This is a genomic window from Elioraea sp. (assembly GCF_051860475.1).
Classification (GTDB): Bacteria; Pseudomonadota; Alphaproteobacteria; order Acetobacterales; family Acetobacteraceae; genus Elioraea.
On the sequence record NZ_JBHYDW010000113.1, the window covers coordinates 1 to 12990 of the forward strand.

11 protein-coding genes are annotated in these 12990 nt (G+C 71.4%); 3 read left to right on the plus strand and 8 right to left on the minus strand.

Going from position 1 to position 12990, the window contains the following annotated elements; translation table 11 throughout:
* Window positions 1-39: 39 nt before the first annotated feature.
* From ACTIFU_RS17340 to ACTIFU_RS17355, 4 genes are read right to left on the minus strand one after another with little or no spacing between them, the layout of a single operon-like run.
* The gene (locus ACTIFU_RS17340; protein WP_439579572.1) at window positions 40-1260 is read right to left on the minus strand and encodes a class I SAM-dependent methyltransferase; all 1221 of its coding nucleotides are present in this window, start codon (window positions 1258-1260) and stop codon (window positions 40-42) included.
* A gap of 15 nt (window positions 1261-1275) precedes the next feature.
* A complete protein-coding gene (locus ACTIFU_RS17345; protein ID WP_439579573.1) occupies window positions 1276-2055 on the minus strand; it encodes a DUF1365 domain-containing protein in 780 nt (259 codons plus the stop codon).
* The gene (locus ACTIFU_RS17350) at window positions 2052-3368 is read right to left on the minus strand and encodes an NAD(P)/FAD-dependent oxidoreductase (protein ID WP_439579574.1); all 1317 of its coding nucleotides are present in this window, start codon (window positions 3366-3368) and stop codon (window positions 2052-2054) included. Before ACTIFU_RS17350 ends, ACTIFU_RS17345 begins: the two co-directional genes overlap by 4 nt.
* Window positions 3369-4826: a cryptochrome/photolyase family protein gene (locus ACTIFU_RS17355; protein WP_439579575.1), complete on the minus strand. Its 1458-nt coding sequence runs from the start codon at window positions 4824-4826 to the stop codon at window positions 3369-3371.
* A 205-nt stretch (window positions 4827-5031) separates the two neighbouring features.
* On the opposite strand from ACTIFU_RS17355, the gene ACTIFU_RS17360 reads away from it, so the two are divergent.
* The 3 genes from ACTIFU_RS17360 (at window position 5032) to ACTIFU_RS17370 (ending at window position 7058) form a co-directional block, all read left to right on the plus strand.
* The gene (locus tag ACTIFU_RS17360; RefSeq protein ID WP_439579576.1) at window positions 5032-5616 is read left to right on the plus strand and encodes a fasciclin domain-containing protein; all 585 of its coding nucleotides are present in this window, start codon (window positions 5032-5034) and stop codon (window positions 5614-5616) included.
* 79 nt (window positions 5617-5695) lie between these two features.
* The gene (locus tag ACTIFU_RS17365; protein WP_439579577.1) at window positions 5696-6352 is read left to right on the plus strand and encodes an FMN-binding negative transcriptional regulator; all 657 of its coding nucleotides are present in this window, start codon (window positions 5696-5698) and stop codon (window positions 6350-6352) included.
* Window positions 6353-6422: 70 nt separating this feature from the next.
* Window positions 6423-7058, plus strand: a complete 636-nt coding sequence (locus tag ACTIFU_RS17370) for a fasciclin domain-containing protein (protein ID WP_439579578.1) — start codon at window positions 6423-6425, stop codon at window positions 7056-7058.
* Between the two features lie 18 nt (window positions 7059-7076).
* Here the strand turns inward: ACTIFU_RS17370 and pdeM are convergent, their stop codons facing one another.
* The 4 genes from pdeM to ACTIFU_RS17390 all read right to left on the minus strand — a co-directional run.
* Complete coding sequence (gene pdeM, locus ACTIFU_RS17375) at window positions 7077-7760, minus strand: ligase-associated DNA damage response endonuclease PdeM (protein ID WP_439579579.1); 684 nt, start codon at window positions 7758-7760, stop codon at window positions 7077-7079.
* Window positions 7757-10255 (minus strand): ligase-associated DNA damage response DEXH box helicase, encoded by a 2499-nt coding sequence (locus ACTIFU_RS17380; protein WP_439579584.1) that lies wholly within the window; start codon window positions 10253-10255, stop codon window positions 7757-7759. The genes pdeM and ACTIFU_RS17380 overlap by 4 nt, the downstream gene beginning before the upstream one ends.
* A gap of 136 nt (window positions 10256-10391) precedes the next feature.
* Window positions 10392-12491 (minus strand): trypsin-like peptidase domain-containing protein, encoded by a 2100-nt coding sequence (locus tag ACTIFU_RS17385; protein ID WP_439579580.1) that lies wholly within the window; start codon window positions 12489-12491, stop codon window positions 10392-10394.
* A gap of 80 nt (window positions 12492-12571) precedes the next feature.
* The coding region (locus tag ACTIFU_RS17390; protein ID WP_439579581.1) for a tetratricopeptide repeat protein at window positions 12572-12990 on the minus strand (419 nt) is incomplete at its 5' end.

Genomic DNA, 12990 nt, shown 5'->3' on the forward strand with positions numbered 1-12990 from the left:
GCCCTGCACCCGGCAGGGGCCATTGGCCCCCGCACCCCGTCAACCACGCGCGAGCACGATCCGGCCGACATCCGTCCAGCCGGCTCGAAACCCCGTCTCGCAGTAGGACAGGTAGTACTCCCAGAGACGCTTGAAGCGCGCGTCGTAGTTCTGCGTCAGGGCAATCCGCGGCCACGCGGCCTGGAATGCCTCGTTCCAGTGGCGCAGCGTCTCCGCATAGGACGCGCCGAACCAGGCATCCGAAACCCACCGCAGGCCCGCCCGTCCGATCTCCTCGCGCAACCGCGTCGGGCTCGGCAGCATCCCGCCGGGGAACACATAGCGCTGGATGAAGTCGGCGCTGCGCCTGTACTCGCCGAACAAGCGATCGGCAATCGTGATGATCTGCAGCGCCGCCCGGCCGCCGGCACGCAGCCGGTCATGCACCGCGCGGAAATAGGCCGGCCAATAGGCCTCGCCCACCGCCTCGAACATCTCCACCGACGCCACCGCATCGAACGTCTCGGTCACGTCACGGTAGTCCTGGATGCGGACCTCGACGCGATCCCCGAGCCCTGCCGCCGCGACCCGTGCCCTTGCCGCTTGCGCCTGTGCCCGCGAGAGCGTCAGCGCCACCACCTGCGCGCCGTGCTCGCGTGCGGCGGTCTCCGCAAGGTGCCCCCAGCCGCAGCCGATCTCCAGCAGCCGCGATCCTGGAGCAAGCCGGAGCTCGCGGAGCAGGTTGCGCACCTTCCGCCCCTGCGCCTGCTCGAGCGTCTCATCGGTCTGTGCAAACTCCGCCGCCGAGTACGTCATCGTCGGATCGAGCCAGGCGGCATAGAAGTCGTTGCCCAGGTCGTAATGCGCGGCGATGTTGCGCCGCGCGCCCCGCCGCGTGTTCGGATTGAACGCGTGCACCAGCCGCGACAGCCAACGGATCAGCGTCCGCCCGCGCAGCACCGCTTCCCATTCCGCCTCGTTCGCTGCGGCGAGCATCATCACCGCGCGCAGATCGGGCGTAGACCAGTCGCCGTCGAGATATGCCTCGGCCCAGCCAAGGCTGCCGCCGGTCGCAAAGCGCCGGATCGCCCGCGGCGAGGCGAGCCGCACCTCGGCGCTCGGCCCCGGGCGCTCGCCGCGAACCCGATGCAGCGCTCCGTCGGGAAGCGCGAGCTGCAATTCGCCCGCACGGATCAGTCCGGCGAGCTGGAGCGCCAGCCGGTAGCGCCGTGGAGGCGGGGCGGGGAACCCGGCCGAGAGGGTCGTGTCGGTTCCGTGCATCGCGCGGCGCCGGCCTCAGGTGGCGATCGTCGACGTCGGCGAGGGCGGGGACGGCCGTTGATGGTATTGAGCCCCCTTCAACCAGAGCCAGACCGCGTGCCAATGGATCGCGACCATCGTGGTCACCGTGACGAACGGCATTGAGACGAGCGCGCGCAGCAGATGTGCATCGGTCATCGGCACACGCCGCGCCGCGAGTGAGGCGGTCAGAACGCGCTCATCCCCCTCGTGCTCGTTGATCACCAGACCGATCCGCCGGTCCGACAGCGCGAGGGTGAAGCCGTAGCGCGCCGCCATGCCGATGAAGGGCGAGACATGCATCGTCTTCTCCGCCGTGTGGCAGTGCGGCATGCCACCCGACAGCCGCGCGACATAGGGGTGCTGGTCGCCGAAGGTGTTCTTCACCTGGTAGATCACGGCTGAGGGCTCTCCCGACTCGTCCTCGCAAAGATACAGAGTGATCGGGTTGAACACATAGCCGAGCACGCGTGGCATCGCGAGCAGTCTGATCCGGGCCGGCCGGTCCACCCCGGCCGAGGCCAGCACGCCTTCGGCCCAAGCGCGCAGGGGGCTTCCGTCGCGCGGGCCGTGATCGAGGGCGTGGAACGACACGATTCCGGCGCGATCATGCGCGAACAGCCGGCTGCTCGCGTTTGCCTCGTTGAGTCGATCCAGGTCGAGCAGCAGCGCCCAGATGCGGTATTGAAACCGCTTTCGGAACGGTCTGTGGCGTACATGCACCACCCGCGCGTGCAGGATCTCGGCGGGCGCGATCCCGGCAGCCGGGCCGCTCACGCGGCCTCCGCCAGCGTGGGTTCGGTCTCCCACGGCACGATGACGCCAAACGCTCGCGCGACCGCCACCGCCGAAGTGATCCCATCCTCGTGGAAGCCGTAGCCGCACCAGGCGCCGCAGAACCAGACGCGATCCTGGCCCTGGATCGACGGCAGTGCGGCCTGCGCGCGGAGCATCGCGGGGTCGTACTGCGGGTGGCGGTAGATTTTCTCGACCAGCACCGTGCCGGGCCGGGGCGCGCGGAACGGGTTGAGCGAGACGAACAGCGGTCTTGCCGTGCGCAGGTTCTGCAGCCGGTTCATCCAGTACGTTACCGCCACCTCGCGGCGGTGATCGGCCGGGCCGCGGGCGAGGTAGTTCCAGGACGACCACACACCGCGCCGCCGCGGCATCAGGGTCTCGTCGGTGTGCAGGACCATGGCGTTGTCCTGGTAGCGCACCTGCGACAGCACCGACCGCTCGGCGACGCTCGGCTGATCGAGCAGCTGCAGCGCCGCATCGCCGTGTACCGCCATCACGACGCTGTCGAAGCGCTCAGCCGATCCGTCATCGAGATGAACAATCGCGCCGCCCGCGTCGCGTGACACGGCAACGACTGCCCGCCCGGTCGAAACACGCCCATCGAGGTCCACCGCGATGCGCGCGACATAGCGGCGCGATCCTCCTGACAGGGTGCGCCAGCGCGGCCGGTCGGACAACCGCAGGAGCCCGTGGTTCTCGAAGAAGCGCACGAAGGCCCGCGCTGGGAACTCGCGCATCCCCTCGACGCTCGCCGACCAGATGGCCGCCCCCATCGGCAGCAGGTGGTCGTGCACGAAGGCGGAGCCGTAGCGCTCGCGCGCAAGAAACGCGCCTAGCGTCAGCGATTCGTCCGCGTCCATCAGCGCCTGTGGAGCCTCGCGATAGAATCGGATCACGTCGCGCAACATGCCGAGGAAGCGCGGGCGGACGATGTTGCGCTTCTGGGCGAACAGTTGCGGCCAGGCGCCGCCGGCATACTCCAACCGACCCTCGCCGATCGACACACCGAACGACATGTCGGACGTCTCGGTCGTCACGCCGAGTGAGTCGAACAGCCGCACGAGGTTGGGATAGTTCCCTTCATTGTAGACGATGAAGCCGGTATCCACCGCGACACGCTCGTCGTCGATCTCGACCTCTTGGGTGTCGGCGTGGCCGCCGAGGCGGCGTTCCGACTCGAACAGGGTCACCTCGCAGGCCTCGCGCAACAGCCACGCTGCCGACAGACCGGCGATCCCGGCGCCGATCACGGCCACGCGCGGCCGCGCGCGCGGCCGGAAAAGTCCGTCCATTCAGGCGGCTCCCTTGTCCCTGGTGATGCTGTCCAATGCCGCGAGCGCGCGGGCGCGTGCGGCGGCGTGATCCACGATCGGCGCGGGATAGCTGCGCTCCAGCGCGACGCCGGCGTCCGCGAGTTCGAGCGGTGACGCCTGCCACGGCGCGTGGATGAGCGCCGCCGGCAGTCGCGCGAGTTCGGGGACCCAGCGACGCACATAGGCGCCTTGCGGATCGAACTTCGCGCCCTGGAGAACCGGGTTGAAGATGCGGAAATAGGGCGCAGCGTCCGCGCCCGACCCCGCGACCCACTGCCAGGAGGCGCTGTTGGAGGCGAGGTCCGCGTCCACCAGCGTATCCCAGAACCAGGCCTCGCCGTCCTGCCAGGGCAGCAGCAGGTGCTTGATCAGGAACGAGGCGACGATCATGCGCACCCGGTTGTGCATCCAGCCGGTGTGCCAGAGCTGGCGCATGCCCGCGTCCACGATCGGGTAGCCGGTCTGCCCACGCTGCCAGGCGCGCAAGGAACCCGGATCGTTGCGCCAGGGGAAGTGCGCGAATGCCTCCTTCAACGGCTGCTCGGGCATCGCCGGCCGGTGCCAGAGCAGGTGGTAGGAGAACTCGCGCCAGAGCAGTTCCTTGAGGAACGTCTCGGTGCCCTCGCCGCGGGGCGCGCCGCCGGCCTCGGCCGCGTGCCAGACCTGTCGCGGCGAGATCTCTCCCCAGTGAAGATGGGGGCTGAGCGCCGACGTCGCGCCGAGATCAGGGCGGTTGCGGAGTGCATCGTAGGTGGCGAGGTGGTGCGCGACGAACCGTGTGAGCCGCGCCTGCGCCCCGGCCTCGCCTGGCCCCCAGGTTTCGCGCAGGCCACCCGCCCAATCGGGGTGCGTCGGCAGCAAGCCCCAATCGTGCAGCCGGTCCGACGGCGCAAGCCGCGATGGTGCGGGAATCCGCGTCGGGGCGCGCGCCGGTTGTGCCGGTGGTCCGGCGGCGAAGCAGGCTCGGCTGAACGGGCCGTAGACGCCGAACGGGCCGCCGGCCCGGGTACGGATGGTCCACGGCTCGAACAGCAGCGACGCATTGGCGCCGTGGATCGGCACCTCGCGCCGCTTCAGCGCCGACGCGACGGCAGCGTCGCTGTCCCGGGCCCAGGGTTCGTAGAGCCGGCTCGCATACACAGCCGAGGCGCCGGTCTCGGCCACCATCGCCGGAATCACCTCCGCCGCGCGGCCGCGGCGCAGGACGAGACCGGCGCCCCGGTCGGTAAGCGACGCGGCAAGCGCAGTCAGGCTGTGATGCAGCCACCACAGCGACGCGCCGCCCGGTGCCCAGCGCCCCGGCGTCTCGCGGTCGAGCACGTAGACGGGCACGACTGGCCGGCCGGACGCGATCGCGGCCGCGAGTGCGGGGTTGTCGGTGAGGCGGAGGTCCTGCCGAAACCACAGCAGTACCGGCGCGCCGGTGGGAATGCCCATGCGACGAGGGTCACCTTGCAAGACGTGATCCCGCCGTAGGCCGCCTTCCCAAAGGGCCCCGACGTTATTGGAAGCACAGCGGATATAGCGTCAGGCCGGATCGGTCAAAGCCTCACGGTTTCGCCAGCTGTCAGCAGGCCTCGAACCGGAAGCCTGTTCGCGCGTTGTGCCGGCACCGCATCCGAAGGAAACGGAGGATCTGACCATGACCCTCACCCGAGCTGGCTTCCTGCGCGGAGCCGCCTGCATCGCGCTGGCCGGGATCGCCGTGCCCGCGGCGATGTCCAGCACGCGTGCCGCCGACCGCGATGTTGTCGATCTTCTCGCCGCGCGCGGGAATTTCGACCGCTTCCTGGCCCTGTGCCAGCGGGCGAATGTCACGGACGAGCTGAAGGCGCCGGGTCCTTTCACGGTGTTCGCGCCCACCGACTCCGCCTTCGGTCGCATTCCGGAGAGCCTGATCGTCGACCTGACCGGTGCTGGCGGGGATCGGACGCCCGACATGGCACGGCTGCGCGCCTGGATGCTGTTCCACGTGGTGCAGGGTCGCCATATCTCGCCCTCGTGGACCAACACGCAGGAGTTGCCGACGTTGAACGGCGGCCGGCTGCGCGTGGACGTGCCGCAGGGCGAGCCGATGCGTGTGCTCAACTCGACGAACCCGACCCTCTACACGGGCGGGTACGGCGCCGGCGGGCTGGCAACCAACCGGATCGCCGCGATCGAGGCGCCGGACCTGGTCGCCAGCAACGGCGTGGTGCACGCGATCGACAACGTGCTCCTGCCGTGACCGGCGGCGGCCGGGCGCGGGTGCGCATCCCCGCGCCCGGCCGTTCCGCCTGCGACGGGGTGGCGCTAGACTGGTACCCATGTACGCACCACCCTCCTTCCGCGTGAACGACGCCGCGGAGCTCAGCGCGATGATCGCCCGGCTCCGCTTCGCCACGCTGGTCGTGAACGGACCCGAGGGTCCGGTCGCGGCGCATCTGCCCATGATCGCCGAGGTCGAACATCCCGACGTGCTGCTGGGCCATGTTGCGCGCGCCAACCCGATCGTTCCTCTGCTCCGCGAGGCGCCGGCGGCGCTCGCCTGCTTCGTCGGGCCGTATGCCTACGTCTCGCCCGCCTGGTACGCGTCGAAGCGCGAGCACGGCAAGGTCGTGCCGACCTGGAACTATGTCGCGGTGCAGGCGAGAGGGACGATCGAGCCGGTCGGCACCGCCGAGGGACTGCGCGCGATCGTCGCCGCGCTGACCGACGAGATGGAAACGGGCCGGCCCGAGCCCTGGGCGGTGGACGACGCGCCGGCCGATTTCGTCGCCGGGATGCTGAAGGCGATCTTCGGTTTCCGGCTGCGTGTGACGGCCGTCGTGGGCAGCGCCAAGCTCAGCCAGAACCGCCCCGAAGCGGACCGGGCTCGAGTGCTCGATGGCCTCGCCGCCTCGCCCGAGGGAACCGACAGGGCTGTTGCGCTGTTGATGATGGATGCGCAGCAAGCGGCTCGCGGCCCGGTTCGACGCCGATAGTGCGATCCCCGACCAGCCTGGAGCCGTCTCCTGCGTCGATCCCTCGCGAGAGAACGCAGGAGAATAGGCCATGTCGTCCAGACGGTTGACTCTACTCGGCAGTGTCGGACTCGCGCTGGCGGCATGCGCGCCCGGCGAGATGACGCGGAGCGAGGATCGGAGCGAGCCCCGCAGTCGGGACCGGCGCGAGCGGCGCAGCGATTGGCGGCGCGAGGATCAGCTCACGGCGCCGAGCCGCGACCTTGAGACGGTGCTGGCGTCCGATCCCCAGTTCGGTCGCTTCCTGGACGCGGCCCGCCGCACCCAGGTTGATGAGACTCTGAGCGGTCGGGGCGTCTACACGGTGTTCGCTCCAACCGACAACGGATGGGGAGATATCCCCGTCAGCCTTCGTGAGGACCTGTACCCGGCGAACAGGCCGGCCGATAGCGTCCGAGGCCGTGCGTTGGTCGTCGCGCACGTCGTGGAGGGCCGTTACCCGCTTGCGGATTTCAGGGGCCGCAGGACCAGGCTTGAGACCCTGAACGGCAATCGGATCGTCATCGACGGGACCGATGCCAATCGCATGATGGTGCAGTCCGACGGAGGTGGCGGATACAGCGCGGGCGGCTCCCTGCTGTTCTGGGGGGCCTCCAACATCACGCGTGGGGACATCGAGGCGAGCAACGGCATCGTCCACGTCGTCCACAAGCCGATCATGCCCTGACCCGGCGGAGGCGGGTGATCACGCCGGCTCTGCCTCGCGCAGCTCGGCGAGGGTGAAGCTGAACAGCCGGCCGCGCCCGAGCAGGAAGGCGCGGCCGCCGCGCGGAAACAGCGCGCGGATCGCCGGATCGCGCACGTCGAGCCCGCCGGTATAGGCGCCGAAGGCCGGCAGCACGACACGGCGCGAATCCGCGACGAAGCAGGCCCGGCTCACCCATTTGCCGCGCGTTGCGACACTCGCCTTCGGGTGCAGATGCCCGGAGATCTCGCTCGCGCGTCCGGTCGCGTCGTGCAGGAAGGTGAGCGGCCCCTCGCGCAGGGCCTCGGTGGTTGCGCCGGGCAGGCCCTCGGGCGGGGCCGGATCGTGGTTGCCGAGCACCCAGACGAGCTCCAGCGACTGCGCGAGTGCGGCGATGCGCGCGGCATCCTCGCGGGGAAGCCGCGCGGCACCTGTTCGGTCATGGAACGAGTCGCCGAGCGCGACCAGCCGCGCTGGCCGGTAGCGCCGCACCAGCGGGATCAGGCGGTCGAGCGTGGCGCGGCTGTCGTAGGGCGGAACGAGCGCGCCGCGCGCCGCGACCGATGAGCCCTTCTCCAGATGCAGATCGGCCACCGCCAGCAGCCGTCGCGCCGGCCACCACAGCACGCCTTCGGGGTCGAGCATCAGCCGCTCGCCGGCGATGTGGATCGGCGCGGCGCTCATTCGGCGAGGGGCAACTCGCCCTGGCGGCGGCCGCGGATCGTGCGCAGCGTCGCGCGTCCATCCGTGCGGAGCGCAGTGCCCGAGGGCCGCTTGCGGTCGCGCGCGGCGTTCGCGCGGTGGGCGGGATGGACGGGTGCGGCCGGCGGCTCGGCCTCGCCCAGCGCCTCGGCCACGAGTGCCGCCTCCTCGGCCTCGGCGAGCAGCGCGTCCTCGCCCGCGCCGGCGACACTCTCCTTGCCGACCTCGAGCAGCACCGGCACCGCGAGCGGCGAGACGCGCGACAGCGCCATGTGCACCACGCGCCCCTGCGCGCGCTTCAGCAGCGCGGCGACGCGGCCGACATCCACAAGGCCGCGCGCCGCGTCGGCGCGTGTGGCGCGCAGCAGCACATGGTCCGGCTCGTGCTTGCGCAGCACGTCGTAGATCAGGTCGGTGTTCACGGTCACCTGGCGTCGCGACTTCTCGGCTCCCGGATGGTGGCGATCGACCAGCCCCGCGATCACCGCGACGTTGCGGAAGGTGCGGCGGAGCATCGACGACTCGGCCATCCACTCCTCGAGATCGTCGCCCAGCATGTCCTCGCCGAACAGCTCGGCGACGCGCACGGGCTGGTGCGCCGACCAGACCGCGACGACGTAGTCGGTGGCGACGAAACCCAACGGGCCGAAGCCCGCGCGCTCCATCCGGCGCGTCAGCAGCATCCCCAGCGTCTGATGCGCGTTGCGGCCTTCGAAGCAGTAGGCGACCAGGAACCAGCGCCCGCCGCGCGGGAAGGTCTCGACGAGCAGGTCATGGCGGCCGGGCAGGCGCGAGCGCGCCTTCTGCAGGCGCAGCCACTCGGCGACGTCCTCCGGCAGGTCGTGCCACTGCGCGGGGTCCTGCAGCAGTCCGCGCACCCGATCGGCGAGGTAGGTGGTCAGCGGTAGCCGCCCGCCGGCATAGGCCGGCACCTTGGGATCGTCGCCCGTACCGGGGGAACATTCCACCATCGTCTCGTGCAGCCGGTCGAAGCGCAGCAGCCGGCCGGCGAACATGAAGGTGTCGCGGGGTTGCAGCATGGAGACGAAATATTCCTCGATCTCGCCCAGCACGTGCCCGCCGAAGCCGCGGCCGAGCTTCACCTTCAGAAGTGGTGCCTCGACGATGGTGCCGATGTTCATGCGATGCTGGCGTGCGACGCGTGCGTTGGCGACATGCAGCCGGCCTTCGGCGTCGCGGAACAGCTTGCGGTAGCGTTCGTAGGCGGCGAGCGCATAGCCGCCGTCCTCGACGAAGCGCACCACGTCGTCGAGATCCTTGCGGGAGAGATCGGCGTAGGGTGCGGCGCGCGTCACCTCGGCGTAGAGATCGTCCGGATGGATCGGCCCGGAGCACACGACGCCGAGGACGTGCTGGGCGAGCACGTCGAGCCCGCCCGGCGGCGGCGGATCGCCATCGAGATCGCGCGCGGCGACACCGGCGATGGCGCAGCGGCACTCCAGCACCTCGAACCGGTTGGCGGGCACCAGGATCGCGCGCGAGGGCTCGTCCCAGCGGTGGTTCGCCCGCCCGATGCGCTGCATCAGCCGGCTCACGCCCTTCGGCGCGCCGACCTGGATCACGAGATCGACGTCGCCCCAGTCGATGCCGAGATCGAGCGAGGAGGTCGCGACCACCGCCTTCAGTCGCCCCTCCGCCATCGCGGCCTCGACCTTGGCGCGCTGGTCGCGCGCGAGCGATCCGTGATGCAGCGCGATTGGCAGCGCGTCGTCGTTCAGCCGCCACAGCGCCTGGAACATCAGCTCGGCCTGGGCGCGCGTGTTGACGAACACGATCGCGGTCCGCGCGCGGCGGATCATGTCGTAGATCGCCGGTGCCGCGAGCAGGCCCATATGGCCCGACCAGGGCAGAGGCCCGTCCGGCAGGCGTACCGTGATCTCCGGTGCGGCGCCCTCGGGCGCTTCCACCACCGCAACATCGTCGCCGCGCCCATTGGCCGAGAGGAACGCGACGAGCGGCGCGCGATGCGGCACGGTTGCCGAGAGCCCGACACGCCGCGCGCCGGGTGCGAGGGTCGCCAGCCGCGACAGGCCGAGCGCGAGCTGGTCGCCGCGCTTCGTTCCCGCGAGCGCGTGGATCTCGTCGACGACGATCGTCGAGAGGCCGGCGAAGGTCTTCGCCGCGTCCTCCATCGACAGCATCACCGCGAGGCTCTCGGGCGTGGTGAGCAGGATCTGCGGCGGCGCCTCGCGCTGGCGTCGCCGCGTCGCGGCGTCGGTGTCGCCGGTGCGGGTTTCGATCGCGATCGGCAACCCCATCTCGGCCACCGGGCTGGTGAGGTTGCGCGCGATGTCGGTCGCCAGCGCCTTCAGCGGCGAGACATAGAGCGTGTGCAGCCCTGGACGCGGATGCTCCGCCAGCCCGGCGAGGGGCGGAAGGAACCCGGCGAGCGTCTTGCCCGCGCCGGTGGGCGCGATCAGCAGGGCGGAGCGGCCGGCGCGCGCCTCGGCCAGCATGGCGTGCTGGTGCGGGTGCGGCCGCCAGCCGCGCGCGGCGAACCAGGCGCGCAGGCGTTCTGGAAGTGTTCCGGTCACCCGGTCAGACTACGCATCCCCATCGTCCCCTGCCAGGGCGGCATCGGGGGAAGTGCCGTCAGCGACGCATAGCGAGGTGACGCGCCAAGGTAACGAGGACCGACGCGCGAGGCCCAGGCTCGCGGATGGTGTCGATGGTCTCAAGGACGGCGGCAATGTCGCCCGCCTGCGCCTGCGCTTCGGCGATGGAGTTAAGCGCCGAGGCGCGCCGGAACGCGTCGCCGATGCCGCGCGCCGTGGCCAGGGCGGCGGCGATGTTGCCCGCCTGCGCCTGCGCTGCGGCGATGGCGCGAACCGCGTCGGCGCGCTGGCCCGCATCGTCGATGCTACGCGCCGTGGCCAGCGCGGCGGCGAAGTCGCTTGCCTGCGCCTGCGCCTTAGCGATCGCGCGAAGCGTCCAGGCGCGCGAGTCCGCCTCGGCGATGCCGCGCGCCGTGGCCAGGGCGGCCGTGAACGTCTGGGCCGCAGCCTCTCGGTCCCCCGCCTGCGCCTGCGCTTCGGCGATGCCGGCAAGCGTCAAGGCGCGCAGGAACGCATCGGCGATGCCGCGCGCTGTGGCTAGTGCGGCGGCGAAGTCGCCCGCCTGCGCTTGCGCCTCAGCGATCGCGCGAAGCGCCCAGGCGCGCGAGTCCGCATTGGCAATGCCGCGCGCCGTGGTCAGAGCGGCCGTGAATGTCTGGGCCCGAGCCTCTCGGTCCCCCGCCTGCGCCTGCGCTTTGGCGATGCCGGCAAGCGTCAAGGCGCGCGGGAACGCATCGGCGATGCCGCGCGCTGTGGCCAGGGCGGCGGGGATGTTGCCCGCCCGCGCCTGGGTGCCGGCAATGGCGACGAGCGCCGAAGCGCGTGACGCTGCATCAGCGATCCCGCCCGCCGTGGTCAGGGCCTCGGCGAACGTTGCCGCCGAACCCTGGTGATCGCCCGCTTGCGCGTGGGCGTGGGCGATGGCAGCAAGCGCCTCAGCGCGCGACTCTGCACTGGCGATCTGGCGTGCCGTGGCCAGGGCGCGGGAGACGTCGCCCACCTGCGCCCGAGCACGGGCGATGTCGGCGAGCGCCAAGTCACGCCATATCGAATCGGCGATCCCGTCTGCCGCGACCAGGGCGCCGCCGATGTCGCCTGACTCCACCTGGGCTTTGACGAAGACGGAGAGCAGCGTGTTGCGCGAGAGCGCATCGGCGATCCCGCGCGCCGCGGTCAAAGCCTCGGCGAAGGTTGCTGCCGAGCCCTGGCGATCGCCCGCCTGCGCCTGCGCTTCGGCGATGCCGCGAAGCGCCCCGGCGCGCTCGGCCGCATCGCCGATCCCGCGCGCCGTGGCCAGCGCCTCCGCGAGGGTCCTTGTGGATTCGTATCGGTCACCCGCCTGCCTCTGAGTTGCTGCGATGCGACCAAGCGCGGAGGCGCGCGTAGGCGAGTCGGTAATCCCGTGCGCTATGGCCAGGGCCTCGGCCATGAGGCAGGGCGCGTCTGGCGCCGCCCGACACCGCCGCCAGGCCGCGTGCCCCGCCAAGGCTGCCGCGACCCACTCCGCCGGCACGGCGAAATTCAGGTTCTGCCCGCGCCCCACCTGGAAGGTCGTCAGCCCGACGAGACGGCCCCGGTCGTCGAACAAGCCGCCGCCCGAAGACCCCGGCGAGACCGCCGCCGTGGTCTGCACCACAGGGCCGCCCTCGGCCGCGCGCAACTGCGACACGAGCCCGGCCGAGAGGCTCAGCTCCAAACCCTGCGGCGCGCCGACCGCATAGACCGCCGCGCCGACCCGCAGCCGCGCCGCCTCGCCCAGCGTCACCGCCGGCGCATCGAGCGTCGGCACGTCCAGGAGGCAGACGTCGCGCGCGGCCTCGGTCCGCACGGGAGTTGCGGCATGGGCGATCCGGCCACGCCGGACCACGACCTGCGGCGCATCGCCCAGCACGTGGCAGTTTGTCGCCACGAGCCGCTGCGCCACCACCACCCCGCTGCCCTGCGCCGCACCGTCCACGACCACCACGGAGGGCGCGACGGCGGCGAACACACGCTCGGCGGTCGTGGCCGAGGCCGCCAGCACGGGCGCGGCGGTGAACAACGCCGCGAGCCCGGCACGAAGCAACCCAAGGCGAAGCGGCCCGTCCGGCTTCGCGACCGCGCCACCTCCGCCCGAAACCGATGCTCGCCGCGCCATGGCCCCATCCGCGTGGCCTGAACCATACGATGTTGCGCGACCTGCCCGTTCCGGGCAACGGCGTTGCCGCCAGCGGCTCGTCAGCGCGGCAGTCCGGCGCGGCCCAGCCCGTCGAGCAGCCGATCCAGCGTGGCCGGATCGAGCACCATGGACCGTCCCACCTGGCTCACCGTGATGTCGGGGAAGGCGCGCCGGAGCTCCGCCACCGATCGCCGCGCCACTTCGTGTGCACCGGCCTGCATCGCCGCACCCGCCAGCAGGCGGTTGACCCAGGTCAGCGTGGGCCGGAGCTCCAGCGCGCGGCTGAATGCGCGGGCCGCGCGGCTGAATTCGGCCAGGGCGAGCCGCGAGGTGCCGATCCCGACCAGCGACAGGCTGGCGTTGCGCCCCTCGGGCCAGAGCCGCAGCGTGCGCTGGAAGATCGGCAGCGCGGCGGCGGCATCGGCCTGGTAGAGCCGGATCCAGCCGAGCCGGCGCTGTGCCTCCGCCATCGCCGGGT

Bases quoted from the DNA above. Each gene is read 5' to 3' on its own strand.
- ACTIFU_RS17340 (WP_439579572.1), bottom strand. From the start codon at position 1,260: ATGCACGGAACCGACACGACCCTCTCGGCCGGGTTCCCCGCCCCGCCT.
- ACTIFU_RS17350 (WP_439579574.1), bottom strand. From the start codon at position 3,368: ATGGACGGACTTTTCCGGCCGCGCGCGCGGCCGCGCGTGGCCGTGATC.
- ACTIFU_RS17355 (WP_439579575.1), bottom strand. From the start codon at position 4,826: ATGGGCATTCCCACCGGCGCGCCGGTACTGCTGTGGTTTCGGCAGGAC.
- ACTIFU_RS17360 (WP_439579576.1), top strand. From the start codon at position 5,032: ATGACCCTCACCCGAGCTGGCTTCCTGCGCGGAGCCGCCTGCATCGCG.
- ACTIFU_RS17365 (WP_439579577.1), top strand. From the start codon at position 5,696: ATGTACGCACCACCCTCCTTCCGCGTGAACGACGCCGCGGAGCTCAGC.
- ACTIFU_RS17370 (WP_439579578.1), top strand. From the start codon at position 6,423: ATGTCGTCCAGACGGTTGACTCTACTCGGCAGTGTCGGACTCGCGCTG.
- pdeM (WP_439579579.1), bottom strand. From the start codon at position 7,760: ATGAGCGCCGCGCCGATCCACATCGCCGGCGAGCGGCTGATGCTCGAC.
- ACTIFU_RS17380 (WP_439579584.1), bottom strand. From the start codon at position 10,255: ATGCTGGCCGAGGCGCGCGCCGGCCGCTCCGCCCTGCTGATCGCGCCC.
- ACTIFU_RS17385 (WP_439579580.1), bottom strand. From the start codon at position 12,491: ATGGCGCGGCGAGCATCGGTTTCGGGCGGAGGTGGCGCGGTCGCGAAG.